The sequence below is a fragment of the Streptomyces sp. NPDC048370 genome, assembly GCF_043200825.1.
Taxonomy (GTDB): Bacteria; Actinomycetota; Actinomycetes; order Streptomycetales; family Streptomycetaceae; genus Streptomyces.
In genome coordinates, this window is sequence record NZ_JBICYI010000008.1 from 217,215 (window position 1) to 240,514 (window position 23,300).

Genomic DNA, 23,300 nt, shown 5'->3' on the forward strand with positions numbered 1-23,300 from the left:
CCCTCCCCGAGGCGTCGGCGCGGCCGCGCGGCCGTCGCGAACGGGACCGTACGCCAACGGAACCGCCCCGTCCATGGGGAAAGGGCTGGTCAACCGCCGTCAGCCGCGCACCTTCACCGCGAGCGCCCGGAACTGCTCCCAACTCGCCGTCGGCGTCCGCGCGTCCCACAGCTTCTGCGCCGTCGCCGTCAGCGGCATCCGGATCCCGTCCGCCACCTGCGCCGGCGTCTGCGCCTGGGACAGGTCGCACCAGACCGCGAACCGGCCGCCCAGGATCTGGGGTCCGTACCGCGCGGGCACGGGCGTCGTGCCGCGCAGGACCAGCGGGGTCCACTGCTCGTAGATCCGGCGCCCGGTGGGGTACGTGAACTGGTTCGGCTCGCCGAGGACGTAGTAGAGGAACTCGTCGTTGAGGTTGACGACCTTCCGGCCCTCCTGGAGGTACTCGATCGGCGGCCGGGCCCCGATCTCCTTGCCGGTCCAGTACTCGACCTCGATGCGCTTGTCGGCGGTGACGACCCCGCCCCGGAAGAACCCGTCGTTCCAGGCCTTCGCCACCTTGCCCGTGTCGCGCACCACCGCCGCGCGGTCGTTCAGCCAGCCCTCCGCCAGGTCCTGGACACCCGCCTGCGGGCCGTACTTCTCGCGCGCCGCCGCGGCCAGCTGCGGGTAGGACGCGGCAGGGTTCCGGACGGTCAGCGCCTGGTACTCGTCGGCGCCGACGTGGAACCAGCCGCCGGGGAAAAGGCCCGCGTACTCGCGCAGCAGCTCGTCGATGAGCCGCGCCGACGCGGGCTTGGAGATGTCGATGGCGCCCTGCCGCGGAACGCCCTGGACGTTGAGCAGCCGCAGGTCCGGGTAGGCGCGCAGGACCGCGCCGAGGTGTCCGGGCGAGTCGATCTCGGGCACGACGGTGATGTGCAGGGTCTGCGCGAGGGCGAGGATCCGGCGCACCTCGGCCTTGGTGAGGTGCTGGGCAGAGACGATCTCGGGGTGGGTGTCGGAGGCGATCCGGAAGCCCTGGTCGTCGGAGAAGTGCAGTCCGAACTGGTTGAGCTTGAGGTCGGCCATCTCGCGCAGCCGGGCCTCGATCCACTCCGCGGTGAAGAACTTCCGGGCGATGTCGAGGTTGAGGCCGCGCTGCGGCTTCGCGGGCGCGTCGGTCACCGTGCCCTCGGGCATCGCGCCGGAGCCCTTCACCGACTGCTTGAGCGTACGGGTCCCGTAGAAGACGCCCGCCTGGTCGGGGCCGGTGATCCTGACCCTGTCGTCGCGGGTGGTGAGCGTGTACGACTCGGGGGCGCCCTTGCCGCCGAGCGCCAGCTCGACGTCGCCCGCGCGGGCCGCCACGGCGCCCCGGTACGCGATCTTGAGCTCCCCCGCGAGGAGCCTGCCCTCGTCGGCGAGGCCCTCGCTGCCCGCCGCGACGACGACACCGGCCTGGGGCGTGGGGCGCCAGCCCGGTCCGCGCGCCGCCTCGTGGGAGCGGACGGCGGGGACGGTGAGCGGCGCGGCGGAGAGCGGGTACGTCCGGGTGGGCGTGGGGCTCGGCGGCGGGGACGGGCTCGTCGGCGCGCTGGTGACCGGGGACGGCGTACCGGCACCTGACGTGGGTCCCGCCGGGCCGTCGGACGTGCCGTTGGAGCAGGCGGTCACGGTGGCCAGTGCCACCACGGCCGCGACGAAGGTGGGGCCCGCATGGGGCCTTCGTATGGCGTAGCGCATCACTCGGAATCCTCCCTCAGGGGGCGGGGTGCGGCCATTCGGGGCACCTTCGAGACGCTTCGAGACGCGGAGCCGGCGCCCCGAAGGCGCGGAGCCGACGCTCCCAAGGCGCGGAGCAGGCGCTCCGGAGGCGCAGATTCGGTGCCGGAACGTCACGCACACGTTCCGAAACTCTCCCTTCCGGGTGAAATTCGCGCATCCGTCGGACAGTTCTCCCTCCCCGTCGATAACGTTGCGTCACACCCACCCCACCTTTCCCGGAGTCCACGCTGACCAGCGACACCCGCGCCCCTTCCCGGAACCGGAACCTGGGCTCCGCCGTCAACCCCGCGATACCTGCCCAGCAGGCCGAGCCCCGGCACCTCGCCACGCCCGACGGCCTGGGGCGTTTCAACGCGGCCCCGGCCGCCGCCGCACAGGAGCTGCTGCTCACCTGCTGCCACAGCCGCCGTTGGGCCGAACGGGTGGCCGCGCACCGCCCGTACCCGACGCTCGACGCGCTGCTCGCCGCCGCCGACGAGGCCGGGTACGACCTCTCCGTCGCCGATCGGGACGAGGCGCTCGCGGCGGAGTCCTCGGCCGTGCCCCACCCCGACGCCCCGCCCGCCGCGCACACCGCGCTGCGGGCCGCCCACGCCGCGTACGAGAGCCGCTTCGGGCACGCCTTCGTCATCAGCCTCGACGGCGTTCGCCCCGGTGAGCGCCTCGACCAGGTCCTCGCGGGCATCCGCTCCCGGCTCGCCAACGAGCCGGAGGAGGAGCGGGTGGTCGCCGCCGACGAGCTGCGCCGGCTGACCCGCTCCCGACTCGTCCACCACATCGGCGCGGCGACCGCTCCCGTACCGACGGCCGCTGCCCGACCGGCGGGGCATCCCGGCGCGGCCGCCTCCCCCGGACCGGCGAGCCGGCCCGTACCCGTCCCGCATCCCGTACATCCGTCCGGAATGCGGTGATTCGCGCTTGTGCGATAGCCCGTCCGTGCCTGTTTGATCACACCGATGGACCCCGCGCGAGCGAACCGACAAGTCGTCGCTACGATGACCAGGGCCGGTGGACCGTACCCGGCCGGGTCAGACCGACAGAGAAGCCGGCCGACCCTGATCCCCGCTCCCGGAGGGTTTTTCCGTGCCGGCTGGAACGCTGTACCGCGGCCGGGAAGGAATGTGGAGCTGGGTGGCTCATCGAGTCACCGGCGTCCTCATCTTCTTCTTCCTGTTCGTACACGTGCTGGACACCGCTCTCGTCCGCGTCTCCCCCGAGGCCTACGACGAAGTGGTCGCCACGTACAAGACGCCGATCGTCGCACTCCTCGAGTACGGCCTGGTCGCCGCAATCCTCTTCCACGCGCTGAACGGCCTCCGGGTCATCGCCGTGGACTTCTGGTCCAAGGGCCCGCGCTACCAGAAGCAGATGCTCTGGACCGTCGTGGGCATCTGGGTCGTGCTGATGGCGGGCTCCATCTACCCCGTCCTCGGCCACGCCGCACGTGAACTGTTCGGGAGCTGACGCCAGACATGTCTGCTGACACCACTTCCGCGATCGGTCCCGTCGAGGGCTCCTCCTACGACGTGGACAACCCGGCCCCGTACATCGAGGCCCCCCGCAAGCGCACCGGCAAGACGCCGAAGGCGACGCGAGGCAACTTCGAGATGGCCGCGTGGCTCTTCATGCGCCTCTCCGGCATCGTCCTCGTCGTCCTGGTCCTCGGCCACCTGCTGATCCAGCTCTTCCTCGACGGCGGCGTCTCCAAGATCGGCTTCGCCTTCGTGGCCGGCCGCTGGGCCTCGCCGTTCTGGCAGGTCTGGGACCTCCTGATGCTCTGGCTCGCCATGCTGCACGGCGCCAACGGCCTCCGCACGGTCATCAACGACTACGCGGAGCGGGCCAACACGCGCCTGTGGCTCAAGGGCCTGCTGTACACCGCCACGGTGTTCACCATCCTTCTGGGCACGCTGGTGATCTTCACCTTCGACCCGAACATCCGCTAGGCACGGGGCTGAGGTAATCCACGTCATGAAGATCCACAAGTACGACACCGTCATCGTCGGCGCCGGTGGCGCCGGCATGCGCGCCGCCATCGAGGCGACGAAGCGCAGCCGCACCGCCGTGCTCACGAAGCTCTACCCCACCCGCTCCCACACGGGCGCCGCGCAGGGCGGCATGGCCGCCGCGCTCGCCAACGTGGAGGAGGACAACTGGGAGTGGCACACCTTCGACACGGTCAAGGGCGGTGACTACCTGGTCGACCAGGACGCCGCCGAGATCCTGGCGAAGGAGGCCATCGACGCCGTCCTCGACCTGGAGAAGATGGGCCTGCCGTTCAACCGGACCCCGAACGGCACCATCGACCAGCGCCGCTTCGGCGGTCACTCCCGCAACCACGGCGAGGCCCCGGTCCGCCGGTCCTGCTACGCCGCGGACCGCACCGGCCACATGATCCTCCAGACGCTGTACCAGAACTGCGTCAAGGAGGGCGTGGAGTTCTTCAACGAGTTCTACGTCCTGGACCAGCTGATCACCGAGGTCGACGGCGTCAAGAAGTCCGCCGGTGTCGTCGCGTACGAGCTGGCCACCGGCGAGATCCACATCTTCCAGGCCAAGGCCGTGATCTACGCCTCCGGCGGCACGGGCAAGTTCTTCAAGGTGACCTCCAACGCGCACACGCTGACGGGTGACGGCCAGGCGGCCTGCTACCGCCGCGGCCTGCCGCTGGAGGACATGGAGTTCTTCCAGTTCCACCCGACGGGCATCTGGCGCATGGGCATCCTGCTGACGGAGGGCGCCCGCGGTGAGGGCGGCATCCTCCGCAACAAGGACGGCGAGCGCTTCATGGAGAAGTACGCGCCCGTCATGAAGGACCTCGCGTCCCGTGACGTCGTCTCGCGCTCCATCTACACGGAGATCCGCGAGGGCCGCGGCTGCGGTCCCGAGGGCGACCACGTCTACCTGGACCTGACGCACCTTCCGCCGGAGCAGCTCGACGCCAAGCTCCCGGACATCACCGAGTTCGCCCGTACGTACCTCGGCATCGAGCCGTACACGGACCCGATCCCGATCCAGCCCACCGCGCACTACGCCATGGGCGGCATCCCGACCAACGTCGAGGGTGAGGTCCTGGCGGACAACACCACCGTCGTCCCGGGCCTGTACGCGGCCGGCGAGGTCGCCTGTGTCTCCGTGCACGGCGCCAACCGTCTGGGCACCAACTCGCTGCTCGACATCAACGTCTTCGGCAAGCGCTCCGGCATCGCCGCCGCCGAGTACTCCGCCAAGCACGACTACGTCGAGCTCCCGGAGAACCCGGAGTCCCTGGTCGTCGCGCAGATCGAGAAGCTGCGCAACTCCACGGGCAGCGAGCGGGTGGCCGACATCCGCCGCGAGCTGCAGGAGACGATGGACGCCAACGTGATGGTGTTCCGTACGGAGCAGACCATCAAGACGGCCGTCGAGAAGATCGCCGAACTGCGCGAGCGCTACGAGAACGTGTCCATCCAGGACAAGGGCAAGCGCTTCAACACGGACCTGCTGGAGGCCGTCGAGCTGGGCAACCTGCTCGAACTGGCCGAGGTCATGGCCGTCTCGGCCCTGGCGCGCAAGGAGTCCCGCGGCGGTCACTACCGCGAGGACTACCCGAACCGCGACGACGTCAACTTCATGCGCCACACGATGGCGTACCGCGAGGTCGGCGAGGACGGCTCCGAGACCGTGCGTCTCGACTACAAGCCGGTCGTCCAGACCCGCTACCAGCCGATGGAGCGTAAGTACTGATGGCTACCCCCGTACTGGACAAGGTCGAGGCGGAGTCCGCCGCCTCCCCGTACATCACGGTCACGATGCGGATCCGCCGCTTCAACCCCGAGGTGTCGGACGCGTCGGTCTGGGAGGACTTCCAGATCGAGATCGACCCCAAGGAGCGTGTGCTCGACGCCCTCCACAAGATCAAGTGGGACGTCGACGGCACGCTGACCTTCCGTCGCTCGTGCGCGCACGGCATCTGCGGCTCGGACGCGATGCGGATCAACGGCAAGAACAGGCTCGCCTGCAAGACGCTGATCAAGGACATCAACCCCGAGAAGCCGATCACGGTCGAGGCCATCAAGGGCCTGACGGTCCTCAAGGACCTGGTCGTGGACATGGAGCCGTTCTTCCAGGCGTACCGGGACGTCATGCCGTTCCTGGTCACCAAGGGCAACGAGCCGACGCGTGAGCGTCTGCAGACGGCCGAGGACCGCGAGCGCTTCGACGACACCACCAAGTGCATCCTGTGCGCCGCGTGCACGTCGTCCTGCCCGGTCTTCTGGAACGACGGGCAGTACTTCGGCCCGGCCGCGATCGTCAACGCGCACCGCTTCATCTTCGACTCGCGCGACGAGGCGGGCGAGCAGCGCCTGGAGATCCTGAACGACAAGGACGGTGTGTGGCGCTGCCGCACGACGTTCAACTGCACGGACGCCTGCCCGCGTGGCATCGAGGTCACGAAGGCGATCCAGGAAGTGAAGCGCGCGCTGATCACGCGTCGCTTCTGACCTGGCTCCTGGTCACACCGGGGAAGCCCGTTTCTGTACGCTCTGGCGTGCAGAAGCGGGCTTTTCCGTTGGCGGAGAGAGCGGGGACAGATGAGCGAGCCGAACCCATACGCGGACGGTGAGTACAAGTGGGGACCCGGGCAGCAGGCGGGGACCCCGGGGTACGGCTATCCGCAGGCGGGGACGCCCGGTTACGGCTATCCCCAGGGGCCCGCGGCCGACTTCGGGAGCGGAGCCGGAGCCGGTGCCGGGTACCAGCCGACGCTTCCCGGCCTGCCCGTGCCGCCGCAGTACCCGCAGGCGGGGCAGGGCGGGGGCGGGGCGCCGCTGCTGAGCCTGGGCGACATCACGGTCGTCGGGGACCAGATCATCACCCCGGCCGGTCCGATGCCGCTCAAGGGCGCGGTGTGGAACGTGATGGACATGTCGCGGACCGAGGAGAAGATGCCCACGGTCGCGATCGTCCTGGCCGTCATCTTCTTCATCTTCTGCCTGCTGGGCCTGCTGTTCCTGCTGATGAAGGAGAAGCAGACGACCGGCTTCATCCAGGTCACGGTGACGAGCGGCGGCCGCCACCACGCCACGATGATCCCGGCGCGGGGGCCCGAGACCATCCACTGGGTGATGGGTCAGCTCAACTACGCGCGCTCGCTGAGCATCTGACGGTCGCGTCGCGGGCACGGTCGCGGTCGCGGTCGCGTCGCGGGCACGGTCGCGTCGCGGGCACGGTCGCGGGTCACCTAAGGGGCCGGCCCGGCAGGCGTGCGGGTGGCGTCCGGGTTCGGCGAGGGGTGTCCCCGATGGCCCGGGCGGGCCGGCGGCGGGAACCTTGATCCATGACGAACTCACGGATCAGCAAGGCACGTTGGACGGCAGCTCTCGCGACCGGTGCAGCCCTGGTGAGCGTGGCGGTGCTCGGGGCGGCGAGCGTGCCGGCCGCGGCCGCCACACCGACGTGGACACAGGCCGTCGCCCCGGCCACCGGCCAGATCGACACCGCCGCGCTGCGGGCCGCTCTCGCCGGGCTGCCCGAGCCCTCCGTGCGCGGGGCGATGGTGCGGATCGGCGGGCGGGACGGCCGGTGGACCGGGACCGCCGGGGAGTGGACGGCGCCCGTGGAGGGGCAGTTCGCCGTCGGGAGCGTCACGAAGGTGTTCACCGCCGCCGTCGCGCTCCAACTCGTCGGCGAGGGGCGGCTGTCCCTGGACGACCCGGTCCAGGACCTTCTGCCGGGCCTGCTGCCGAGTTCGTACGCTCCGATCACCGTCGGGCAGCTGCTCAGCCACAGCAGCGGGCTGCCGAAGCCGGAGTGCGCCCGGCCCGGGACGCCGGTCGAGGTCGTGACCTCGGCGCTCTCCTGCGGGACGCCGACGTCCCCCGGGACGTCCGTCCAGTACAACGGGATCAACTACTTCCTCGCCGGCCTCGTCATCGAGAAGGTGACCGGCCGGTCGTACGGAGCGGAGCTGCGCGACCGGATCCTGCGGCCGCTCGGGCTGCGCCACACCCATCTGCCCGCCGAAGACTGGGCGTGGGCCGAGGGCGGCCTCGTCTCCACCGCCGGCGATCTCACGCGCTTCATGAACGTGCTGATGCGCGGCGGGCTGCACCGGCCGGCCGAGCGGGCGTCGCTGTTCACGGTGCCGTCCATACCGGACGCGCGCTTCAGCCACGGCGGCCTGATGCGCACCCCCGCGCCCGGTGGCGGTCCCGTGGTCTGGGGCAAGACGGGGACCAACCGGGGGTACACGAGCGGGGTGTTCGCCACCCCGGACCTGGGCCGGGTCGTCGTCTACTCCACGCTCACGACAGGAACGGACACCAAGCGGGAGACGGACCGGGTCCTCGGGATCGTCGGGGCGGCGTTCAAGGGGTACGGGGAGGGAGTGAGGGGGGCCGGGGGCGCGTAGGGAGGGTGGTCGAGAGGCCGTCAGCCGTGCCAGGACGGGGTGGTCGGGCCTTCCTCGGCCACCACCATGATCCGGCGGAGCATGTCGTTGAGCAGGGTCCGCTCGTCCTCGTCGAGGACGCGGAGGAGGCGGTCCTCCTCGTGCCCGAGGACGTCCATCGCGCCGAGCCAGGTCTCCCGGCCGGAGGCGGTGAGTTCGACGACGACCCGGCGGCGGTCGGTCGTGGACGGCGTACGGCGGACGAAGCCGCGCTTCTCCAGGGCGTCGAGGCGGCCGGTGACCGAGGCGGGGGCGAGGTCGAGGTCCTGGGCGAGTTCGGAGGGGGCGGCGCGGCCGCCGCGGCCGGCGAGCTTGTGGAGGGTGTCGAACTCGTGGCGTTCGAGTTCGAAGTCCACGAGGGACTGTTCGCGTACGCGCCGTAGGTGGACGGAGAGCTTCTTCATCCGGGTGACGGCGCCCTCCACGACCGGGTCGAGGCCGGGCAGGACGGGCTGCCAACGCTCCACGTGCTCGTCGGTCCAGTCGCGCGGGGTGGGCTCGGTCGGCTCCATGGACAAATCGTACGTCTCCGGCCGCGATTCTTCGGGTTCGAATATTTCGGCAACGAACCATTTGGTGGCGAAGGGGGTGGTGTCAGTGGCGTCCCCTACCGTCGTACGCATGGTGGGGACCACGAGCCTGGGTCGCAGGCTGAACGCGGCGTTGGAGTCGGAGAAGTCCGGAGAGGCCGGGGGCGGGGAGGTCCTGGCGCTCGTCGACGCGCTGGACACGGCGGAGCGGCGGGAGTGCGCGCTGCTGATGCACCGCAGGACGTGCCTGCGCGGGGATCCGGTCGTGGAGCGTGCGCTGGGGCATCTGGCGGGGCAGGAGCTCGGCTGGTCGACGGCGGAGGCGGACGTGCTGATCGGGCGGCTCGTGGGGCCGGACGCCGAGGTCGCGCCGCACGAACTGCGGGACCGATTCCGGGCGTTGGTGCCGATCACACTCTCCGCGGCGGAGCAGATCGAGGAGTTCGACCGGCCTCGCGTGCGGGCGCTGCGGCGGACGGCGGAGAATCTGCGGATCGACGCCGGTGACGAGTACACCGGGATACGGGACCGGATCGACGCCCTGCTGCGGCGGGGGACGCCGCTCGTCGAGGGCCGGCTGCCGCGCCATCTGCTCGACGGGCTCGACGCGTACGGTCCGGCGATGCGGGCCGCGCACGCCGAACTGCTGGCGGGCCGGGGCGTGGCCGCGTTCCTGACGCACTGCGCGCTCATGGACAAGGTCCGGGCGACCCGGACCTGGCGCAGGCGGGCCTCGGCTCTCCTCGCGGAGGCCGAGTCCGGTGTCGAGCTGGTGCGGCGGCTGCTGGAGGGGATCGCCGCACAGCCCGAGCACACGGTGGCCGACCTCAACCCCTGGGGCATCACCGTCCAGGGCCTCGCGGGCGACACCAACACCTGCGTGGTGCGGGGGCTGTTGTGGACCGTGCTCGACCTGGACGTGGCCTGGGCGGCTCCGGTGACGGGTGCCGTCGCCCTGCACGCGGGTGTCGGGGTGGGCGGTTCCGGGGGCGAGTGCCGCAGCGGGCCGCTGGCCTCGACGGCCGTGGCGGTGCTCGGCGAGTTCGAGGGCCGGCGGGGCGAGGAGGCCGTCCAGTGGCTCGGGCGCGTCAGGAACGCCGTCCGCAACCGGACGATCGTCAAGGCGGCCACCAAGGCCCTGGAGACGGTCGCGGGGCGGGCCGGGCTCACACCGTCGATGGTGCGCGAGCGCGGCGTCCCGGCGCACGGGCTCGACGCGCGCGGGGTGCGCGAGGAGGCGCTCGGGGAGTACACGGCGGTGCTGGCGGTACGGGAGCCGGGCGAGGCCTCGCTGTCGTTCCGGGGCCCTCAGGGCCGGGTCCTGAAGTCGGCGCCGAAGCCGGTCCGGGAGCGGTACGGGGAGCGGCTGACGCCGCTGCGGGCCGCGTCGAAGGAGCTGCGGACGCTACTGACCGTGGAGCGGTCCCGCCTTGAGGACCATCTGGCGGCGGGGACGACGTGGCCGGCGGAGGACTGGGAGCGGTACTACATCGACCATCCGGTGACCGGGTCCGTCGCCCGGGCGCTGCTCTGGGAGGCCGATCCGGACGGCGATCGGGACGGCGATCCGGAGGAGGACGGGCACTGGACGGCGGGGCTGCCGGAGCGGACCGGCACCGGCTGGGCGCTGGCCGGAGCCGACGGCACCGCGCTCCCGGTCGGCCCGGGGGCCCGGCTGCGGCTGTGGCACCCGGTCCGGGCCGACGGCGAGGAGATCGCCGAGTGGCGGGCCGAGGTCACGGAGCGGGAGCTGGCCCAGCCGTTCAAGCAGGTCTTCCGCGAGGTGTACGCGCTCACCCCGGCCGAGGTGGCCGCGGGCGCGCACTCCGACCGGTTCGCAGGACACGTCCTGCGCTACGACCAGGCCAGGGCGCTGATGGCCGAGCGCGGCTGGACCGGCGACCATCTGGGGTTCTTCGGCGACGGCGACTCCTCCGAGATGGTGCGGGAGCTGCCGCGCCCGGGTGAACTCCCCGTCGACGAAGGCGCCTTCTGGCGGGCGCGGCTCCTCGTCGAACTGGTCGACCTGGGGACGCGGGAGACCGGGATCGCGTCCCTCTGCTCGACCGGCCAGGTCCACTTCGAGCGCCGTGCGGCCTCGGCGGGGGCGCTCGGCCGTTGGGAGCGGGCCGCGCTGACCGACGTACCGGCGCCGGTCCTGTCGGAGGCGCTGCGGGACGTCGACCTGTTCGTGGGGGTGGCGTCCGCGGGCGCGGATCCGGGCGGGGCGGCCGGGGAGGACGCCCGGGTCTCCGACCGCCCGCTCACCGACCGCCCGACCGCCGACCGCCCGACCGCCGACCTCGCGACCGCCGACCTCGCGATCGCCGACCGCCCGCTCACCGACCGGGTTCGGCGCGGGCTGTCGTAGCGTCCCGGGTGCCGCTCCCGTCGGTCAGGTACTCGGCGAGTAGTTCCGCCGTCTCCTCCGGGCGTTCCAGCGCCGGGAGATGACCGGCCCAGTCCAGGTCGACGTGCTGGGCGTCGGGCAGGACGGCGGTGAGCCGGGTGGCCATCTCCCGGAAGTCCGGGACGTCATGAGCTCCCGAGACGACCAGGCACGGCACGTCGATGCCGGCGAGATCCGCCGCGCCCACACCGGGGTCGACCGGGCCGAACTCCTCGGGGGCGGCTAGCTGTACCTCGAAGGCGCGCCGCTGCATCCGCCGTACACGCTCGCGCGCCTCGGCCCCGGCCTCCGGGCCGAGCCAGGTGTCGACGTTGAGCGCGACCGCGCCGTCGAGGTCACCCGCTTCGATCAGTTCGTCCTCACGGCGGCCCCAGGCGCGCAGCTCGTCGCTCGCCTCGTAGCCGGGCATCCCGGAGCAGAGGAGCACGAGCGCCGAGACGCGTCCGGGGTGGCGGACGGCGACCTCCAGGGCGACCTCGCCCCCGAAGGAGGAGCCGACGAGGGCGGCCCGTTCGACGCCGAGGCCGTCGAGGAGCTCGACGACGTCGTCGCTGTGGGCGTGCGGGGCGTCGACGGGCGTCTCGCCGAAGCCACGGAGATCGCAGCGCACCACGCGCATCCCCGCGGCTGCCAGCGCCGCGAACTGGCCGTCCCACATCCTCCGGTCACAGACGCCGGAGTGGAGCAGCAGGACGACGGAAGAGCCTTCACCGGCCAGGTCATGAGAGAGCATCGCGCGCCACCTTATGGGCCGGGCCCTTCGCCCGCCTCCCTTTACGCAGCCCGCCGCGGACCCCTACTTGAACATGTTCAAGTAGGGGTCTACAGTCATGCGCAGAAAGCATTTTGAACGCGTTCAAGGGAGGGTGGGGCATGGACCTCACTGTCGTCGCGTACATCGTCTACCTGCTGATCAGCGTGGCTCTGACCATCTGGGTCGCCCGCACCCTCAGCCGCAACGGAAGGATCTTCCTCTCCGACGTCCTGCACGGGAACGAGAAGCTCGCCGATGCCGTCAACCACCTCCTGGTGGTCGGCTTCTACCTCGTCAACTTCGGCTTCGTCGCCCTGTACCTCAGCCAGGACGAGGCCGTCACGGACGCCCGGGCGCTCTTCGAGGCCCTGTCCGTGAAACTCGGCGTGGTCCTCCTCGTCCTCGGCGTGATGCACCTGGGCAACGTCTACGTCCTCAACAAGATCCGCCGCCGCGGCGTCATGGAGCGCGAACAGGTCCCGCCCGTGCCCCCGCAGGGCTGGGCCGGCCCCGCACCCAAGGGCCCGTGGGCACCGCCCGTCGCCGAAGCGTGAGGTGAGAGCGGATGAGCCGGCCCGTCACCCCCGTACACCGCCTCACCGTGCTGTACGACGCGGACTGCTCGCTCTGCGTCCACCTGCGGCACTGGCTCCTGCGGCAGCCTCAGCTCGTGCCGCTCGACCTCGTCCCGGCCGCCTCGCAGGAGGCCAGGCGCCGCTTCCCCGACCTCGACCACGCGTCCACCCTCAGGGAGATCACCGTGATCGGGGACCGGGGACAGATCTACCGGTCCACCTCCGCGTGGATCGTCTGCCTCTGGGCCCTGGCCGAACACCGGCCCAAGGCCCACTGGCTGGCCACCCCCGCCGGACAGCCCTTCGCCCGGGTGACCGTCCTCGCCGCCGCCAAGTGGCGCGAGGCGATCAAACCCGACGGACCGGTCTGCGAGGACGGGCACTGCGAGCTACCCGGCGCGCCCGGCTAGGCTCGGGCACTGTGAAGGACGTGAAGGAAGAGAAGCCCGCCGAGCGCGACGCACAGGCCGCCGAGCGCGAGGCACAGCCCGAAGCCGGGGCCACCACCGGGGCGAAGGCCCCGGCCGGCGCCCCGGCCAAGGCCGCGAAGAGCGAACAGACCCGCACGCTCATCCTCGAAACCGCCCTCCGGCTCTTCAAGGAGCGCGGCTACGACAAGACGACCATGCGGGCCATCGCCCAGGAGGCCGGGGTCTCCGTCGGCAACGCGTACTACTACTTCGCGTCCAAGGAACACCTGGTCCAGGGCTTCTACGACCGGATCGCCGAGGAACACCAGACGGCCGTCGAGGGAATCCTCGACAGCGACGAGAAGGACCTCACGGCCCGCATCCGCGGGGTCCTGCTCGGCTGGCTCGACATCGCAGAGCCGTACCACGAGTTCGCGTCCCAGTTCTTCAAGAACGCCGCCGACCCGGACAGCCCGCTCAGCCCCTTCTCCCCCGAGTCGGAGGGCCCGCGCGAGGCCGCGATCGAGGTCCACCGCCGTGTCATCTCCGGCGCGAACGTCAAGATCGACCCCGAACTGGCCGAGCCGCTCCCCCAGTTGCTCTGGCTCCAGCAGATGGGCCTCGTGCTGTTCTGGGTGTACGACCGCTCCGAGGGCTGCGCCAACAGCCGCCGGCTCGTCGAGCGCCTCGCGCCCGTCACCGCCCGGGCGATCCAGCTCTCCCGCTTCCGGCTGCTGCGCCCCCTGGTGCGCGAGACCCACGACCTCCTCGCCGACTTCATGCCGACGGCGGCGGGCATGGCGGCCTCGGGCAAGCCCAAGCGCACCAAGGCCTCCAAGGAGGACTGAGGAACGCAGGAGGGCCGACGAACGACCGAGGGGCCCCGAGCCGGTGCAAACCGCACGGCTCGGGGCCCCTCACGTTCACCCTCCGGGACGGACGGGCGTCAGATCCAGCTCAGCTCCCAGAGCCGCCAGATCCCGGTGCCGTCGGTGAGGTACTGCGAACCGGCGACGTCCGTCGTCGCGAGCACGTAGTCCTTCTTCTGCCAGAGCGGGATCAGCGGAACGTCCTTCGCGACCTCCGTCTGGATGTCCTCGAAGTCGTTGGCGGCCGCACCCCGGTCGCTGTACTGCTGCGTCGCCGAGATCAGCGAGTCGATCTTCTTGCTGGAGAACCCGTTGTGCATGGCGTTGCCCGCGCCGACGAGCGGGGCGGTGAAGCTGTCCGAGTCCGGGAAGTCGGGCAGCCAGCCGACGGGGTACGCGTCGTACTCGCCCTTCGCGTACGCCTTCTGGAAGTCCTGCCACTCCGCCTCGACCAGCTTCACCTTGAACAGGCCGGTCACCTCCAGCTGCCGCTGCAGCTCCTTCGCCTCGGCCGCGTACGTGACGTCCTTGCGGTAGCCGAGGGTGAAGCTCACCGGCGTCTCGATGTCCGCGTCCTCGAGGAGGTCCTTGGCCGTCTTCTTGGACGGCTCGGGGTACGCGTCGTAGAACGAGGTGCTGTGGCCGTTGTAGCCCTGCGGGATGAGGGAGTACAGCGGCTCGACCGTGCCGTGGTACGCGCCGGTGACGATCGCCGGACGGTCGATGACGGCGGCGATCGCCTGCCGGACCTCCTTCTTCGCCATCGGCGAGCCGGGCTTCACCTTGAAGTAGAGGTTGCGGACCTCGGCGGTCTGCGCCTCCGTGATCCTGGCGGTGTCCTTGCCGTTGCGCGCCTCGGAGAGGAACTCCGGCGGCATCTGGCGGTGCGCGATGTCGATCTGCTTGGACTTCCAGGCGCTCGCGAGCTGCTCGGACTCCGTGTAGTACTTGACGACGACCGTCCTGCCCGCCTTGGCCGCGCCCTTGTAGTTCGGGTTGGGCTCCAGACGCGCGCTCTCGCCGGGCTTGAACTCCTTGAGGAGGTACGGACCGGAACCGTCGACCGTGCCGCCCTCGCGCACCTGCTTGGCCGGGTACTGGTTGCTGTCGACGATCGAACCGGCGCCCGTGGCGAGCTTCAGCGGGAAGGTCGCGTCCCGGCTGTTCAGGTTGAAGGTGACCTTCTGCCCGTCCGCCACGACGCTCTTGAGGGTCGGGAAGAGCGGCGCGGGGCCCGCGTCGGCCTTGATGTTCAGGATCCGCTCGAAGGAGTGCTTGACGTCCTCGCCGGTCACCTTGCGGCCGTTGGAGAAGGTGAGGTCGTCCCGCAGCTCGCACTGGTACGTCGTGAGCTTCGCGCCGACGAACTTGCAGTTCTCGGCGGCGTCCGGGACCGGCGTGACGACGCCCGGCTTGAAGCTCAGGAGCGTCTGGTAGACGTTGCTGTACATCGCCCAGGAACCGGCGTCCCAGGCGCCCGCCGGATCGAGCGAGGTCACCTCGTCCGTGGTGCCGATGGTGATCGGATCGGTCCGGACGTCGTCGGAGGGGAGCAGTTGCCAGCCCCCGACCCCGGCGGCCAACAGAACTCCACAAGTGATGAGGATCCGAAGACGGACCGTCGACCGCATCGCCGTGCTTCCTTTGATTCGAGCCCACCCCTGCCGCGACGGCGCCCAGCCATGCCGCGATGGCGTCACCCAATCACACGGGCTTCACAAGTGGAAGAGGAAACCTTCACGATGCAGCTATATGTCCGGGATGAGAATCGGGGGGATCGGACGGTACGTGTCGCCCCCGACGCGATGAGTGACGCCTTCCGCTCGGCGCTTGTCATGCCTGCTTCGAGGCGAGCTGTACGACCGTGATGTCGGAGGGCGCGCCGACCCGGACCGGGGGACCCCAGGCGCCCGCGCCGCGGGAGACGTAGAGCTGGGTGTCGCCGTACCGCTCCAGACCGGCGACGGTCGGGTTGGCCAGCTCGGCGAGGTAGTTGCCGGGCCAGAGCTGGCCGCCGTGGGTGTGGCCGGAGAGCTGGAGGTCGACGCCGTGGCGGACGGCGTCGTCGATGACGATCGGCTGGTGCGCGAGGAGGACGGCGGCCTTCGCGAGGTCGCGGTCGCCGAGCGCGGCGGCGAAGTCGGGCCCCTGGCCCTCGCTCTCGCCGGCGATGTCGTCGACTCCGGCGAGGTCGAAGCCGCCCGCGATCTCCAGGCGCTCGTTGCGCAGCGGGCGCAGGCCGAGTTCGCGGACGTGGTCGACCCAGGCGTCGGCGCCGGAGAAGTACTCGTGGTTGCCGGTCACGAAGAACGAGCCGTGCCGGGCCCTGAGCTGCGCGAGGGGCTCGGCGGCGGAGCCGAGGTTCTCGACGGTGCCGTCGACGAGGTCACCGACGACGGCGATCAGATCGGGCTGGGTGGAGTTGATGGTCTCGACGATGCGCTGGGTGTGGGCGCGGCCGAGGATGGGCCCGATGTGGATGTCGGACACGACGGCGATCCGGTACCCGTGCAGCGCGCGCGGCACCTTGGCCAGCGGCACGGTCACCCGCTTGACGCTCGGCCCGCGCAGGACGCCGTACGTCCCGTACCCGACGGTCCCCACGGCGGCGGCGGCCGCGGCCCCTCCGACGACCCGCGACACGAACAGCCGCCGGGAGACGGCGGTGGCGCCGGGGGGCGTGACGGCGCCCTCACGCGTGCTTTCGACGACGCTCTCGGCGACGACCTCTCCGGGGCCCTCGGCGGAGCTTTCGGAGGCCGGGGTCTCCTCCGCCGGGGCGGCGGGCACGGTCGCCGGTACGGGAGCCGGGGCCGGGGTCGGTGCCTGCGTGGGAGCCGTGGTCGGGGACTGCTCGGCAGCCCGGTCGGCGGCCCGACGCTCCAGCGCGCGCCGCAGCAGCGGGCGGACGGCCTCCCCGACGACGAGGGCGAGGGTCACGTACAGGAGCAGGGCCAGCCAGAGGTAGCCCGGCCAGGCCACGACCTGCTGGAGCCAGAACGGGGCGCCGGCCCGCGAGGAGACCAGGGCCGCGACCGAGAGCGCGGGCAGGACGAACGCGGCGCCCGTCCCCAGCCGCCGGGCCACGCTGCCCCGCGCGGTGACATCGCGCACGAGGCGCCGCCACACGTACCGGTGGACCCCGCCGAGGAGGCCGAGGACCACGACAGCCACCAGCAGAAAGCCGAGCACGCGCCCCACCCCTTATCCGCGTTCGCGCCGCGATGCGCGCACGCCACGCAACCCGATGGTGCCGACCACCGTCCCCAGGACAAAGGACGTGATGGCGAGCAGCAGATGAACCCAGAAGTAGGCCGTCGGGTCGCCCGCGTCGTCGAAGGCGAGACCGCTCCCGTCGCTCCACAGGTTCTTGACGAAGGTGATCCAGATGAACCAGCTCCACACCCCGAAGGCGAGCAGGAACCAGGAGACCGGCCGGCTGAGCTTCATACCCCCAGTATCACCACCCGTCCCACCGGCCTCGGCGCCGGGGCAGGCGGGGCGGCGGGGCCCCGCGGGGGACCAAGGGCGTCCGAGTGGTCGCCTCCGGGGGAACCGCCCGGCGGGGTTCGGTTCATTGTCGGGTACCTGTACGTTTTCGATCGTGTCTGCTTCGAAGAAGACCGCTCTCGCGGTCCTTGCTGCCGCGCTGCTCCCCCTCCTCGCCACCACCCCCGCCCACGCGGACCCGGTGGACAACAAGGAGGACCAGCAGCCCAAGCCGCCCGCCCTCATGTCCTCCGTCGGCGGCTCGCTGCTCAGCAGGCCCGGTACGCAGGTGCGGCTCGGGCCGGGTGTGCCGGTGCTGCCCAAGGAGCTGAGCGCGCGGTCGTGGATCGTCGCGGACGCCGAGACCGGTGCCGTGCTCGCCGCGCACAACTCGCACTGGCCGCTGGCGCCGGCCTCCACGCTCAAGATGCTCTTCGCGGACACGGTCCTGCCCAAGTTCCCCAAGACGGCGACCCACACGGTCACGTCCCAGGACCTGGCCGGACTCGGCTCGGGCTCCAGCCTCGTCGGGATCAAGGAGAAGCAGACCTACACCGTCCACGACCTCTGGCTCGGCGTCTTCCTTCGCTCCGGCAACGACGCCGTGCGCGTGCTCTCCGCGATGAACGACGGCATCCCGCAGACCGTGGCGGACATGAACGCCCGCGCCGACGAGCTGCAGGCCCTCGACACCCACGTCGTCTCGCCGGACGGCTACGACGCCCCGGGTCAGGTCTCCTCCGCGTACGACCTCACGCTGATCGCGCGCAGCGGCATGCAGAAGGCGGAGTTCCGGGAGTACGCCGCGACCGCCCGCGCCGCCTTCCCCGGCGAGCAGAAGCCGGGCAAGAAGCGGGAGACCTTCGAGATCCAGAACACCAACCGGCTGCTGACCGGCGACCTCGGCGTGGCGCCGTACCAGGGCATCGCGGGCGTCAAGAACGGCAGCACGACGCACGCCGGCTCCACGTTCACAGGAGTTGCGGAGCGCAACGGCAAAGTCCTGCTGGTGACGGTGATGAACCCGTCCTCCAAGGAGCAGTACGCGGTCTACAAGGAGACCGCACGGCTCCTCGACTGGGGCTTCGCGGCGACCGGGAAGGTGAAGCCGGTCGGCGAGCTGGTCGCACCGAAGTCCGCCCTGACGAGCCCCGGCACCGGGAGCGACGGCTCCGGCGCACCGGCGCCCGGCAAGGACGCGCCGGGTTCGGACTCCAAGAACGCCGCCGCCGGGGAGAGGTCGGGCGGCGTCGGGATCGCCCTTGCCGTGGTCGGCGGGGTCCTGGTGCTGCTCGCGGGCGCCGTCTTCCTCGTCAACCGCCGCTGGCCCCTGCCGGAGCTGGTCCGTCGCCGCCCTCGGACGGACGGGTCGGAGGGCCCGGACGGCCCGGTCCTCCCGAATTCTCAGGACTCCGAGAGCTCTCAGAGCTCCCAGAGTCCTCAGAGCTCTCCGGACTCTCAGAGCTCTCCTGACGCTCGGGACCGGACCGTGACCCCGTAGCCGTCCAGGCGGCACAGAACAGCAGCAGCTTCGCGGTGAAGTTGATCCACAGCAGCAGCGCGACCGGCACGCCGAACGCGCCGTACATCGACTTCGCCGCGACCCCCCGCATGTACCCGCCGATCAGCAGCTTCAGCAGCTCGAATCCGATCGCGCCGATCACCGCCGCCACCACCAGGCGACGGCGCGGCGGCTCGACGCCGGGCAGCAGCGTCAGCATGTAGAGCAGGATGAGGAAGTCCGCGAGGGCGGCGACGGCGACGGCGGCGACCTGCAGCAGGATGCCGCCGGCCCCGGAGTCGGGGATGCCGATGCGGTCGGCGGTCCAGCCGACCGCCGTCGAGCCGAGCCAGGACGCGGCGAGCGTGCAGAGCCCGACCCCGCCGAGCCCGACCAGGACGACCGCGTCCTTGGCCTTGCGCACGACGGGGTTGCCCTCGTCCTCGTCGTCGATGCCCCAGACGGCGCGCAGACAGTCCCGCATCGAGCCGACCCAGCCGATGCCGGTGAAGAGCAGCAGCGCGCCCGCCACGAGGCCGACCGTGCCGGCGTTGTCCACGAGGCCGCCGATGTTGAGCTGGTCGGAGATGCCGGGGACCTGCTCGGAGATCTTCGTCTCGATCTTGTCCAGCTGCTCCTTGCTGAGCAGCGCGGCGCCGATCGCCGCGCCGACGGTGATCAGCGGGAAGAGCGCGAGGAAGCTGAGGAAGGTGATCGCGGCGGCGAGCCGACTCCAGTGCACCTCGTCGAGGGTCTCGTACGAGCGCCAGGCGTGGGTCCGCATGAGCCGGGCCACCCAGGGGCCGATGACGGGAAGCTTGGTCAGCCAGTCCATGTCGTACGCGTACCCCTTGATCCGGCACTCGATCGGAAGACGATCGTCCGAGTTCCCCAGAATCGCAGACAGGTGGCGAGAACCATGCCGATACCGAGTCCTGACACCGTGTCGGCCCGCGCGGAGGTGAGTCCGAGGCCGTAGTGGGAGATGCCGAGGCAGAGCAGTTGGACGGCGGCGCCCGCGAGGTTCACGGCGAAGAAGACGGCGTACTCGCGCAGCCCGACGGTCCGACGGTCCGACGGCGGTACGTGCCGAGGGCGTTGCCCAGGTACGCGACGGTGCAGCCGGCCAGGAACGAGAGCACCTTCGCGGCGATCGGGTCGAGCCCGGCGGGGCCGCGCAGCCAGACGAAGAGGGCGAGGTCGGCGGCGTACGCGGCGAGTCCGACGCCGGCGAAGGAGAGGAGTTCGCGCGCGCCGGGGAGCCCCGGGCGCGGCCTCCCGGGTCGCGCACCGGGGGATGCTGTGCGGGCGCTCACAGGTCCGCGACCGCCATGCCGTACATCGCCGCCCAGGCCAGGCCGATGACCGCGAGCGGGCGGTCGCGCAGGACGACGTCCTCGGGGGCTCCGGCGGTGCCGCGGTCGGCGAAGACGGCGTAGCGCAGGACGGCCAGGATGAACGCGATCATGGAGAGCTGGCGCCAGGGCAGCAACGAGCTCGCGGCGACGCCGCCGCTCTCCAGCGCCCACAGGCAGTAGCCGAGGACGGCGACTCCGGCGGCCAACTGCCAGACGAAGCGCAGGTATCCGGTCGTGTACTGGGTGAGCAACGCGCGCGTGGCGCCCTGCGCGTCCTCCATCTGGACGGCCTCGGAGTAGCGCTTGGCCGCGACCATGAAGAGGGCGCCGAAGCCGGTGGTGATCAGGAACCAGCGGGAGAGCGGGATCGCGAGGGCGACCCCGCCGATCATCGCCCGCATCAGGAAGCCGGTGGTGACGACGGCGAGGTCGACCACGAGGACGTGCTTGAGGCGCAGGCAGTACGCGAACTGCATGACGAGGTACGCGATGAGGAGCGCGGCGGTCATGGCGTTGCACAGGACCGCGCTCGCGACGGCCGCCCCGAGGCCGAGGAGCGCGCCGGTGGCGTACGCGAGGGGCACGGGGACGAGTCCTGCGGCCACGGGGCGGCGGCACTTGACGGGGTGGGCGCGGTCGGCGGCCGCGTCACGGGCGTCGTTGACGAGGTAGACGGCGGCGGCCGCGGCCGTGAACAGGGCGAAGACGAGGGCGAGTCGGGCGGCCGTGTGCCAGGAGACGAGCTGCCCCGCGGCGACGGGCGCGGCGACGACCAGCACGTTCTTGACCCACTGCCGGGGCCGCGCGGTCCTGACGAGCCCGACGGCCGTCGCGGCCACCTGTCGACCGCCGCGGCCGCGCCGCCGTTCCCGTACGGCGACCGGCTTGTCGAGGACGGCGGCGAGGCCGGTCGTGACGCGGTCAGCCACGGCCGCCGCCGGGGAACGGCGCGACGGCCTTCAGTGCGGTCGGCGGCAGGGGTGCCACGCGCGCGTGGGGCGGCCTGCCCGCGGGTCCCGGCGCCCGGAGCCAGGCGCGGCCCAGGGTCGCCGTCACGGCGCCCAGGAGGGCGCCCGCGGCCACGTCCGTCGGGTAGTGGACGCCGACGACCAGGCGGGAGACGCACATCGCGGCCGCCACGGGGGCGGCGAGGCGGCGGGCCTTCGGGCGGAGGGCCCCGAAGGCGACGGCGGCCGCGACGGCGGAGGTCGCGTGGGAGCTGGGGAAGGAGTGCCGGCCCGCCGTGCGGACCAGGGGCGCGTACTGCGCCGTCCCAGGCCGTGGCCGCCGTACCACCCGCTTGACGCCCATGCTGGCCAGATGCGCCCCGGCGATCAGGGCCGTACCGCGTAGCCAGCCCGCCCGCCGTTCGGGGTCCACCGCGGCGCCGGTGAGCCCGGCGGCGAGCCAGAGGGCGCCGTGCTCGCCGCCGAAGGAGAGCGCGCGGGCGGCCGTCGCGACGGGCGCGCGGCGCCCGCAGCCGCGCAGGGCGTCCAGAAGCCGCCTCTCGGCCGAGGCGACGGCCAAAGCCACGGCGGCCGCTGCCCCCTCGTCGGCCGCTGCCCGGTCGCCTCCGGCACCCCCGCCCTCGGCCCCGGCCCCGGCCACGTCCGCGTGTCGCATCGGCTCCGCCTCCCCGGATCCCGGTCCCGGCTCCGCCGCCGACCCGGTCGAGCTGGTCGAAATGGTCGAACCGGTCGACCAGGGGTGACTCTGGCCCGGCCGCGCGGCGACCGCACGGCAATCTTTCCTGACACTCCTTTAATCACCCATTTCGGCGAACCGCAGGGCATACCAGGCATAACGCATAGACCGGGCGATACGGTCGCCCTCATGGCTGCCCACTCCGACGTCGAGCCCCTCACAGGCTGGGGACGCACCGCCCCCACCCTCGCGCGCGTGCACCGCCCCCGCACCTACGAGGAGGCCTCCGAAGCCGTCCGCGCCTGCGGCGCCCGAGGCTCCATCGCTCGCGGTCTCGGCCGCGCCTACGGCGACGCCGCGCAGAACGCGGGCGGCTCCGTCCTCGACATGACCGGCCTCGACCGCATCCGCTCCGTCGACGCCCTCGCCGGTCTCGTCGTCTGCGACGCGGGCGTCAGCCTGCACCGGCTGATGGAGGTCCTGCTGCCGCTCGGCTGGTTCGTCCCGGTCACGCCAGGGACGAGGTACGTCACCGTCGGCGGCGCGATCGGCGCCGACATCCACGGCAAGAACCACCACGTCTCCGGCTCCTTCGGCCGCCATGTGGCCTCCCTCGAACTCCTCACCGCCGACGGGGAGATCCACACCGTCGTCCCCGGCACGGACCTCTTCGACGCCACCACCGGCGGCATGGGCCTGACGGGCGTCATCCTCTCCGCGACCCTCCGGCTCCTCCCCGTCGAGACCTCCCTCATGTCCGTCGACACCGAACGCGCCACGGACCTCGACGACCTGATGGCCCGGCTCACCACCGGCGACGACCGGTACCGCTACTCGGTCGCCTGGATCGACCTCCTCGCGCGCGGCGCCGCCACCGGCCGGTCCGTCCTCACGCGCGGCGACCACGCCCCGTACGACGCGATCCCCGTCCGGGACCGCCGTTCCCGCCGCGCGCCCCTCGCGTTCCGCCCGGGGCAGCTGCCGGCCGCGCCCGCGCTCGTCCCCGAGGGGCTGCTCGGCCGCACGACCGTGGGCCTGTTCAACGAGCTCTGGTACCGCAGGGCGCCCCGCCGCCGCACCGGCGAACTCCAGCGGATGTCGGCCTTCTTCCACCCCCTGGACGGCGTCCCGCACTGGAACCGGATCTACGGGCGCGGGGGCTTCGTCCAGTACCAGTTCGTCGTCGGCCACGGGCACGAGGAGACCCTGCGCCGGGTCGTGAAGCGGATCGCCCGGCGCGGCTGTCCTTCGTTCCTCGCCGTCCTGAAGCGCTTCGGCGACGGCGACCCGGGCTGGCTGTCGTTCCCCGTCCCCGGCTGGACGCTGGCGCTCGACATCCCGGCCCGGCTCTCCGGTCTCGGCGCGTTCCTCGACGAGCTGGACGAGGAGGTGGCGGACGCGGGCGGCCGGGTCTACCTCGCGAAGGACTCGCGCCTGCGGCCCGAGCTGCTGCACGCCATGTACCCGAGGCTCGCCGACTTCCGCGCGCTGCGCGCCACGCTCGACCCGCGGTCCGTCTTCACCTCGGACCTCTCCCGTCGTCTCGCCCTCTGATCACCC

20 protein-coding genes and 3 pseudogenes are annotated in these 23,300 nt (G+C 71.8%); 13 read left to right on the forward strand and 10 right to left on the reverse strand.

The annotated features are described in order from the left end of the window. Positions 1 to 99 precede the first annotated feature (99 nt). Positions 100 to 1,725, reverse strand: a complete 1,626-nt coding sequence (locus ACGFYP_RS19820; protein ID WP_393494857.1) for a glycoside hydrolase family 20 protein — start codon at positions 1,723 to 1,725, stop codon at positions 100 to 102. A gap of 332 nt (positions 1,726 to 2,057) precedes the next feature. Here ACGFYP_RS19820 and ACGFYP_RS19825 point away from each other — a divergent pair, with 332 nt between their 5' ends. The 7 genes from ACGFYP_RS19825 (at position 2,058) to ACGFYP_RS19855 (ending at position 8,161) form a co-directional block, all read left to right on the forward strand. Further along, on the forward strand, positions 2,058 to 2,678 hold the full coding sequence (locus tag ACGFYP_RS19825) for a 2-oxo-4-hydroxy-4-carboxy-5-ureidoimidazoline decarboxylase (RefSeq protein ID WP_393495083.1): 621 nt from the start codon (positions 2,058 to 2,060) through the stop codon (positions 2,676 to 2,678). Positions 2,679 to 2,850: 172 nt separating this feature from the next. Next, on the forward strand, positions 2,851 to 3,231 hold the full coding sequence (gene sdhC, locus ACGFYP_RS19830; RefSeq protein WP_189948009.1) for a succinate dehydrogenase, cytochrome b556 subunit: 381 nt from the start codon (positions 2,851 to 2,853) through the stop codon (positions 3,229 to 3,231). 8 nt (positions 3,232 to 3,239) lie between these two features. Then, positions 3,240 to 3,713 (forward strand): succinate dehydrogenase hydrophobic membrane anchor subunit, encoded by a 474-nt coding sequence (locus ACGFYP_RS19835; RefSeq protein ID WP_361967594.1) that lies wholly within the window; start codon positions 3,240 to 3,242, stop codon positions 3,711 to 3,713. A gap of 25 nt (positions 3,714 to 3,738) precedes the next feature. Further along, positions 3,739 to 5,493 carry a succinate dehydrogenase flavoprotein subunit gene (gene sdhA, locus ACGFYP_RS19840; RefSeq protein ID WP_393494861.1) on the forward strand — a complete coding sequence of 585 codons (1,755 nt, stop codon included), beginning with the start codon at positions 3,739 to 3,741 and terminating at the stop codon, positions 5,491 to 5,493. Next, positions 5,493 to 6,251, forward strand: a complete 759-nt coding sequence (locus tag ACGFYP_RS19845; protein ID WP_147980872.1) for a succinate dehydrogenase iron-sulfur subunit — start codon at positions 5,493 to 5,495, stop codon at positions 6,249 to 6,251. The genes sdhA and ACGFYP_RS19845 overlap by 1 nt, the downstream gene beginning before the upstream one ends. A 90-nt stretch (positions 6,252 to 6,341) precedes the next feature. Continuing rightward, complete coding sequence (locus tag ACGFYP_RS19850; protein WP_393494865.1) at positions 6,342 to 6,914, forward strand: hypothetical protein; 573 nt, start codon at positions 6,342 to 6,344, stop codon at positions 6,912 to 6,914. A gap of 173 nt (positions 6,915 to 7,087) precedes the next feature. Next, entirely contained in the window at positions 7,088 to 8,161 is a 1,074-nt protein-coding gene (locus ACGFYP_RS19855; protein WP_393494868.1) for a serine hydrolase domain-containing protein, read from the forward strand. 20 nt (positions 8,162 to 8,181) lie between these two features. Here the strand turns inward: ACGFYP_RS19855 and ACGFYP_RS19860 are convergent, their stop codons facing one another. Beyond that, the gene (locus tag ACGFYP_RS19860; protein WP_393494871.1) at positions 8,182 to 8,712 is read right to left on the reverse strand and encodes a MarR family winged helix-turn-helix transcriptional regulator; all 531 of its coding nucleotides are present in this window, start codon (positions 8,710 to 8,712) and stop codon (positions 8,182 to 8,184) included. A 109-nt stretch (positions 8,713 to 8,821) separates the two neighbouring features. Here ACGFYP_RS19860 and ACGFYP_RS19865 point away from each other — a divergent pair, with 109 nt between their 5' ends. After that, a complete protein-coding gene (locus ACGFYP_RS19865) occupies positions 8,822 to 11,101 on the forward strand; it encodes a DUF4132 domain-containing protein (RefSeq protein ID WP_393494874.1) in 2,280 nt (759 codons plus the stop codon). Here the strand turns inward: ACGFYP_RS19865 and ACGFYP_RS19870 are convergent. Next, a complete protein-coding gene (locus ACGFYP_RS19870; RefSeq protein WP_393494877.1) occupies positions 11,070 to 11,873 on the reverse strand; it encodes an alpha/beta fold hydrolase in 804 nt (267 codons plus the stop codon). The two genes, ACGFYP_RS19865 and ACGFYP_RS19870, sit on opposite strands and share 32 nt — an antisense overlap. Positions 11,874 to 12,013: 140 nt before the next feature. On the opposite strand from ACGFYP_RS19870, the gene ACGFYP_RS19875 reads away from it, so the two are divergent. From ACGFYP_RS19875 to ACGFYP_RS19885, 3 genes are all read left to right on the forward strand, one after another. Beyond that, the gene (locus tag ACGFYP_RS19875; RefSeq protein ID WP_393494880.1) at positions 12,014 to 12,448 is read left to right on the forward strand and encodes a hypothetical protein; all 435 of its coding nucleotides are present in this window, start codon (positions 12,014 to 12,016) and stop codon (positions 12,446 to 12,448) included. An 11-nt stretch (positions 12,449 to 12,459) separates the two neighbouring features. Then, positions 12,460 to 12,879 carry a thiol-disulfide oxidoreductase DCC family protein gene (locus ACGFYP_RS19880; RefSeq protein ID WP_393494883.1) on the forward strand — a complete coding sequence of 140 codons (420 nt, stop codon included), beginning with the start codon at positions 12,460 to 12,462 and terminating at the stop codon, positions 12,877 to 12,879. Positions 12,880 to 13,040: 161 nt separating this feature from the next. Then, positions 13,041 to 13,727: a TetR/AcrR family transcriptional regulator gene (locus ACGFYP_RS19885; RefSeq protein ID WP_393495086.1), complete on the forward strand. Its 687-nt coding sequence runs from the start codon at positions 13,041 to 13,043 to the stop codon at positions 13,725 to 13,727. A gap of 98 nt (positions 13,728 to 13,825) precedes the next feature. On the opposite strand, the gene ACGFYP_RS19890 is transcribed toward ACGFYP_RS19885, so the two are convergent. The 3 genes from ACGFYP_RS19890 to ACGFYP_RS19900 form a co-directional block, all read right to left on the reverse strand. Further along, the gene (locus tag ACGFYP_RS19890; protein ID WP_393494886.1) at positions 13,826 to 15,379 is read right to left on the reverse strand and encodes an ABC transporter substrate-binding protein; all 1,554 of its coding nucleotides are present in this window, start codon (positions 15,377 to 15,379) and stop codon (positions 13,826 to 13,828) included. A gap of 202 nt (positions 15,380 to 15,581) precedes the next feature. Then, positions 15,582 to 16,940 (reverse strand): metallophosphoesterase, encoded by a 1,359-nt coding sequence (locus ACGFYP_RS19895; RefSeq protein WP_393494889.1) that lies wholly within the window; start codon positions 16,938 to 16,940, stop codon positions 15,582 to 15,584. Positions 16,941 to 16,952: 12 nt separating this feature from the next. Further along, positions 16,953 to 17,198 carry an SCO4848 family membrane protein gene (locus ACGFYP_RS19900; protein WP_393494893.1) on the reverse strand — a complete coding sequence of 82 codons (246 nt, stop codon included), beginning with the start codon at positions 17,196 to 17,198 and terminating at the stop codon, positions 16,953 to 16,955. A gap of 283 nt (positions 17,199 to 17,481) precedes the next feature. Between ACGFYP_RS19900 and ACGFYP_RS19905 the strand changes: the two are divergent. Beyond that, positions 17,482 to 18,204 (forward strand): annotated as a pseudogene (locus ACGFYP_RS19905) (D-alanyl-D-alanine carboxypeptidase family protein); the annotation flags it as partial. Between the two features lie 346 nt (positions 18,205 to 18,550). Here the strand turns inward: ACGFYP_RS19905 and ACGFYP_RS19910 are convergent. From ACGFYP_RS19910 to ACGFYP_RS19925, 4 genes and pseudogenes are all read right to left on the reverse strand, one after another. Beyond that, positions 18,551 to 19,573, reverse strand: a complete 1,023-nt coding sequence (locus ACGFYP_RS19910) for a YihY/virulence factor BrkB family protein (protein WP_393494896.1) — start codon at positions 19,571 to 19,573, stop codon at positions 18,551 to 18,553. Further along, positions 19,561 to 20,054 (reverse strand): annotated as a pseudogene (locus ACGFYP_RS19915) (GtrA family protein). Before ACGFYP_RS19915 ends, ACGFYP_RS19910 begins: the two are co-directional and overlap by 13 nt. Next, positions 20,051 to 20,935: a decaprenyl-phosphate phosphoribosyltransferase gene (locus ACGFYP_RS19920; RefSeq protein ID WP_393495089.1), complete on the reverse strand. Its 885-nt coding sequence runs from the start codon at positions 20,933 to 20,935 to the stop codon at positions 20,051 to 20,053. The pseudogene ACGFYP_RS19915 and the gene ACGFYP_RS19920 overlap by 4 nt, the downstream one beginning before the upstream one ends. A 184-nt stretch (positions 20,936 to 21,119) precedes the next feature. Further along, positions 21,120 to 21,623 (reverse strand): annotated as a pseudogene (locus tag ACGFYP_RS19925) (phosphatase PAP2 family protein); the annotation flags it as partial. Between the two features lie 306 nt (positions 21,624 to 21,929). On the opposite strand from ACGFYP_RS19925, the gene ACGFYP_RS19930 reads away from it, so the two are divergent. After that, positions 21,930 to 23,294 (forward strand): FAD-binding protein, encoded by a 1,365-nt coding sequence (locus ACGFYP_RS19930; protein WP_393494899.1) that lies wholly within the window; start codon positions 21,930 to 21,932, stop codon positions 23,292 to 23,294. Positions 23,295 to 23,300: the final 6 nt, after the last annotated feature.

Coding starts and splice junctions, on each gene's coding strand:
- ACGFYP_RS19890 (WP_393494886.1), bottom strand. CDS start 15,379: ATGCGGTCGACGGTCCGTCTTCGGATCCTCATCACTTGTGGAGTTCTG.
- ACGFYP_RS19880 (WP_393494883.1), top strand. CDS start 12,460: ATGAGCCGGCCCGTCACCCCCGTACACCGCCTCACCGTGCTGTACGAC.
- ACGFYP_RS19855 (WP_393494868.1), top strand. CDS start 7,088: ATGACGAACTCACGGATCAGCAAGGCACGTTGGACGGCAGCTCTCGCG.
- sdhA (WP_393494861.1), top strand. CDS start 3,739: ATGAAGATCCACAAGTACGACACCGTCATCGTCGGCGCCGGTGGCGCC.
- ACGFYP_RS19865 (WP_393494874.1), top strand. CDS start 8,822: ATGGTGGGGACCACGAGCCTGGGTCGCAGGCTGAACGCGGCGTTGGAG.
- ACGFYP_RS19860 (WP_393494871.1), bottom strand. CDS start 8,712: ATGGAGCCGACCGAGCCCACCCCGCGCGACTGGACCGACGAGCACGTG.
- ACGFYP_RS19870 (WP_393494877.1), bottom strand. CDS start 11,873: ATGCTCTCTCATGACCTGGCCGGTGAAGGCTCTTCCGTCGTCCTGCTG.
- ACGFYP_RS19875 (WP_393494880.1), top strand. CDS start 12,014: ATGGACCTCACTGTCGTCGCGTACATCGTCTACCTGCTGATCAGCGTG.
- ACGFYP_RS19845 (WP_147980872.1), top strand. CDS start 5,493: ATGGCTACCCCCGTACTGGACAAGGTCGAGGCGGAGTCCGCCGCCTCC.
- ACGFYP_RS19910 (WP_393494896.1), bottom strand. CDS start 19,573: ATGGACTGGCTGACCAAGCTTCCCGTCATCGGCCCCTGGGTGGCCCGG.
- ACGFYP_RS19930 (WP_393494899.1), top strand. CDS start 21,930: ATGGCTGCCCACTCCGACGTCGAGCCCCTCACAGGCTGGGGACGCACC.
- ACGFYP_RS19835 (WP_361967594.1), top strand. CDS start 3,240: ATGTCTGCTGACACCACTTCCGCGATCGGTCCCGTCGAGGGCTCCTCC.
- ACGFYP_RS19850 (WP_393494865.1), top strand. CDS start 6,342: ATGAGCGAGCCGAACCCATACGCGGACGGTGAGTACAAGTGGGGACCC.
- ACGFYP_RS19820 (WP_393494857.1), bottom strand. CDS start 1,725: ATGCGCTACGCCATACGAAGGCCCCATGCGGGCCCCACCTTCGTCGCG.
- ACGFYP_RS19900 (WP_393494893.1), bottom strand. CDS start 17,198: ATGAAGCTCAGCCGGCCGGTCTCCTGGTTCCTGCTCGCCTTCGGGGTG.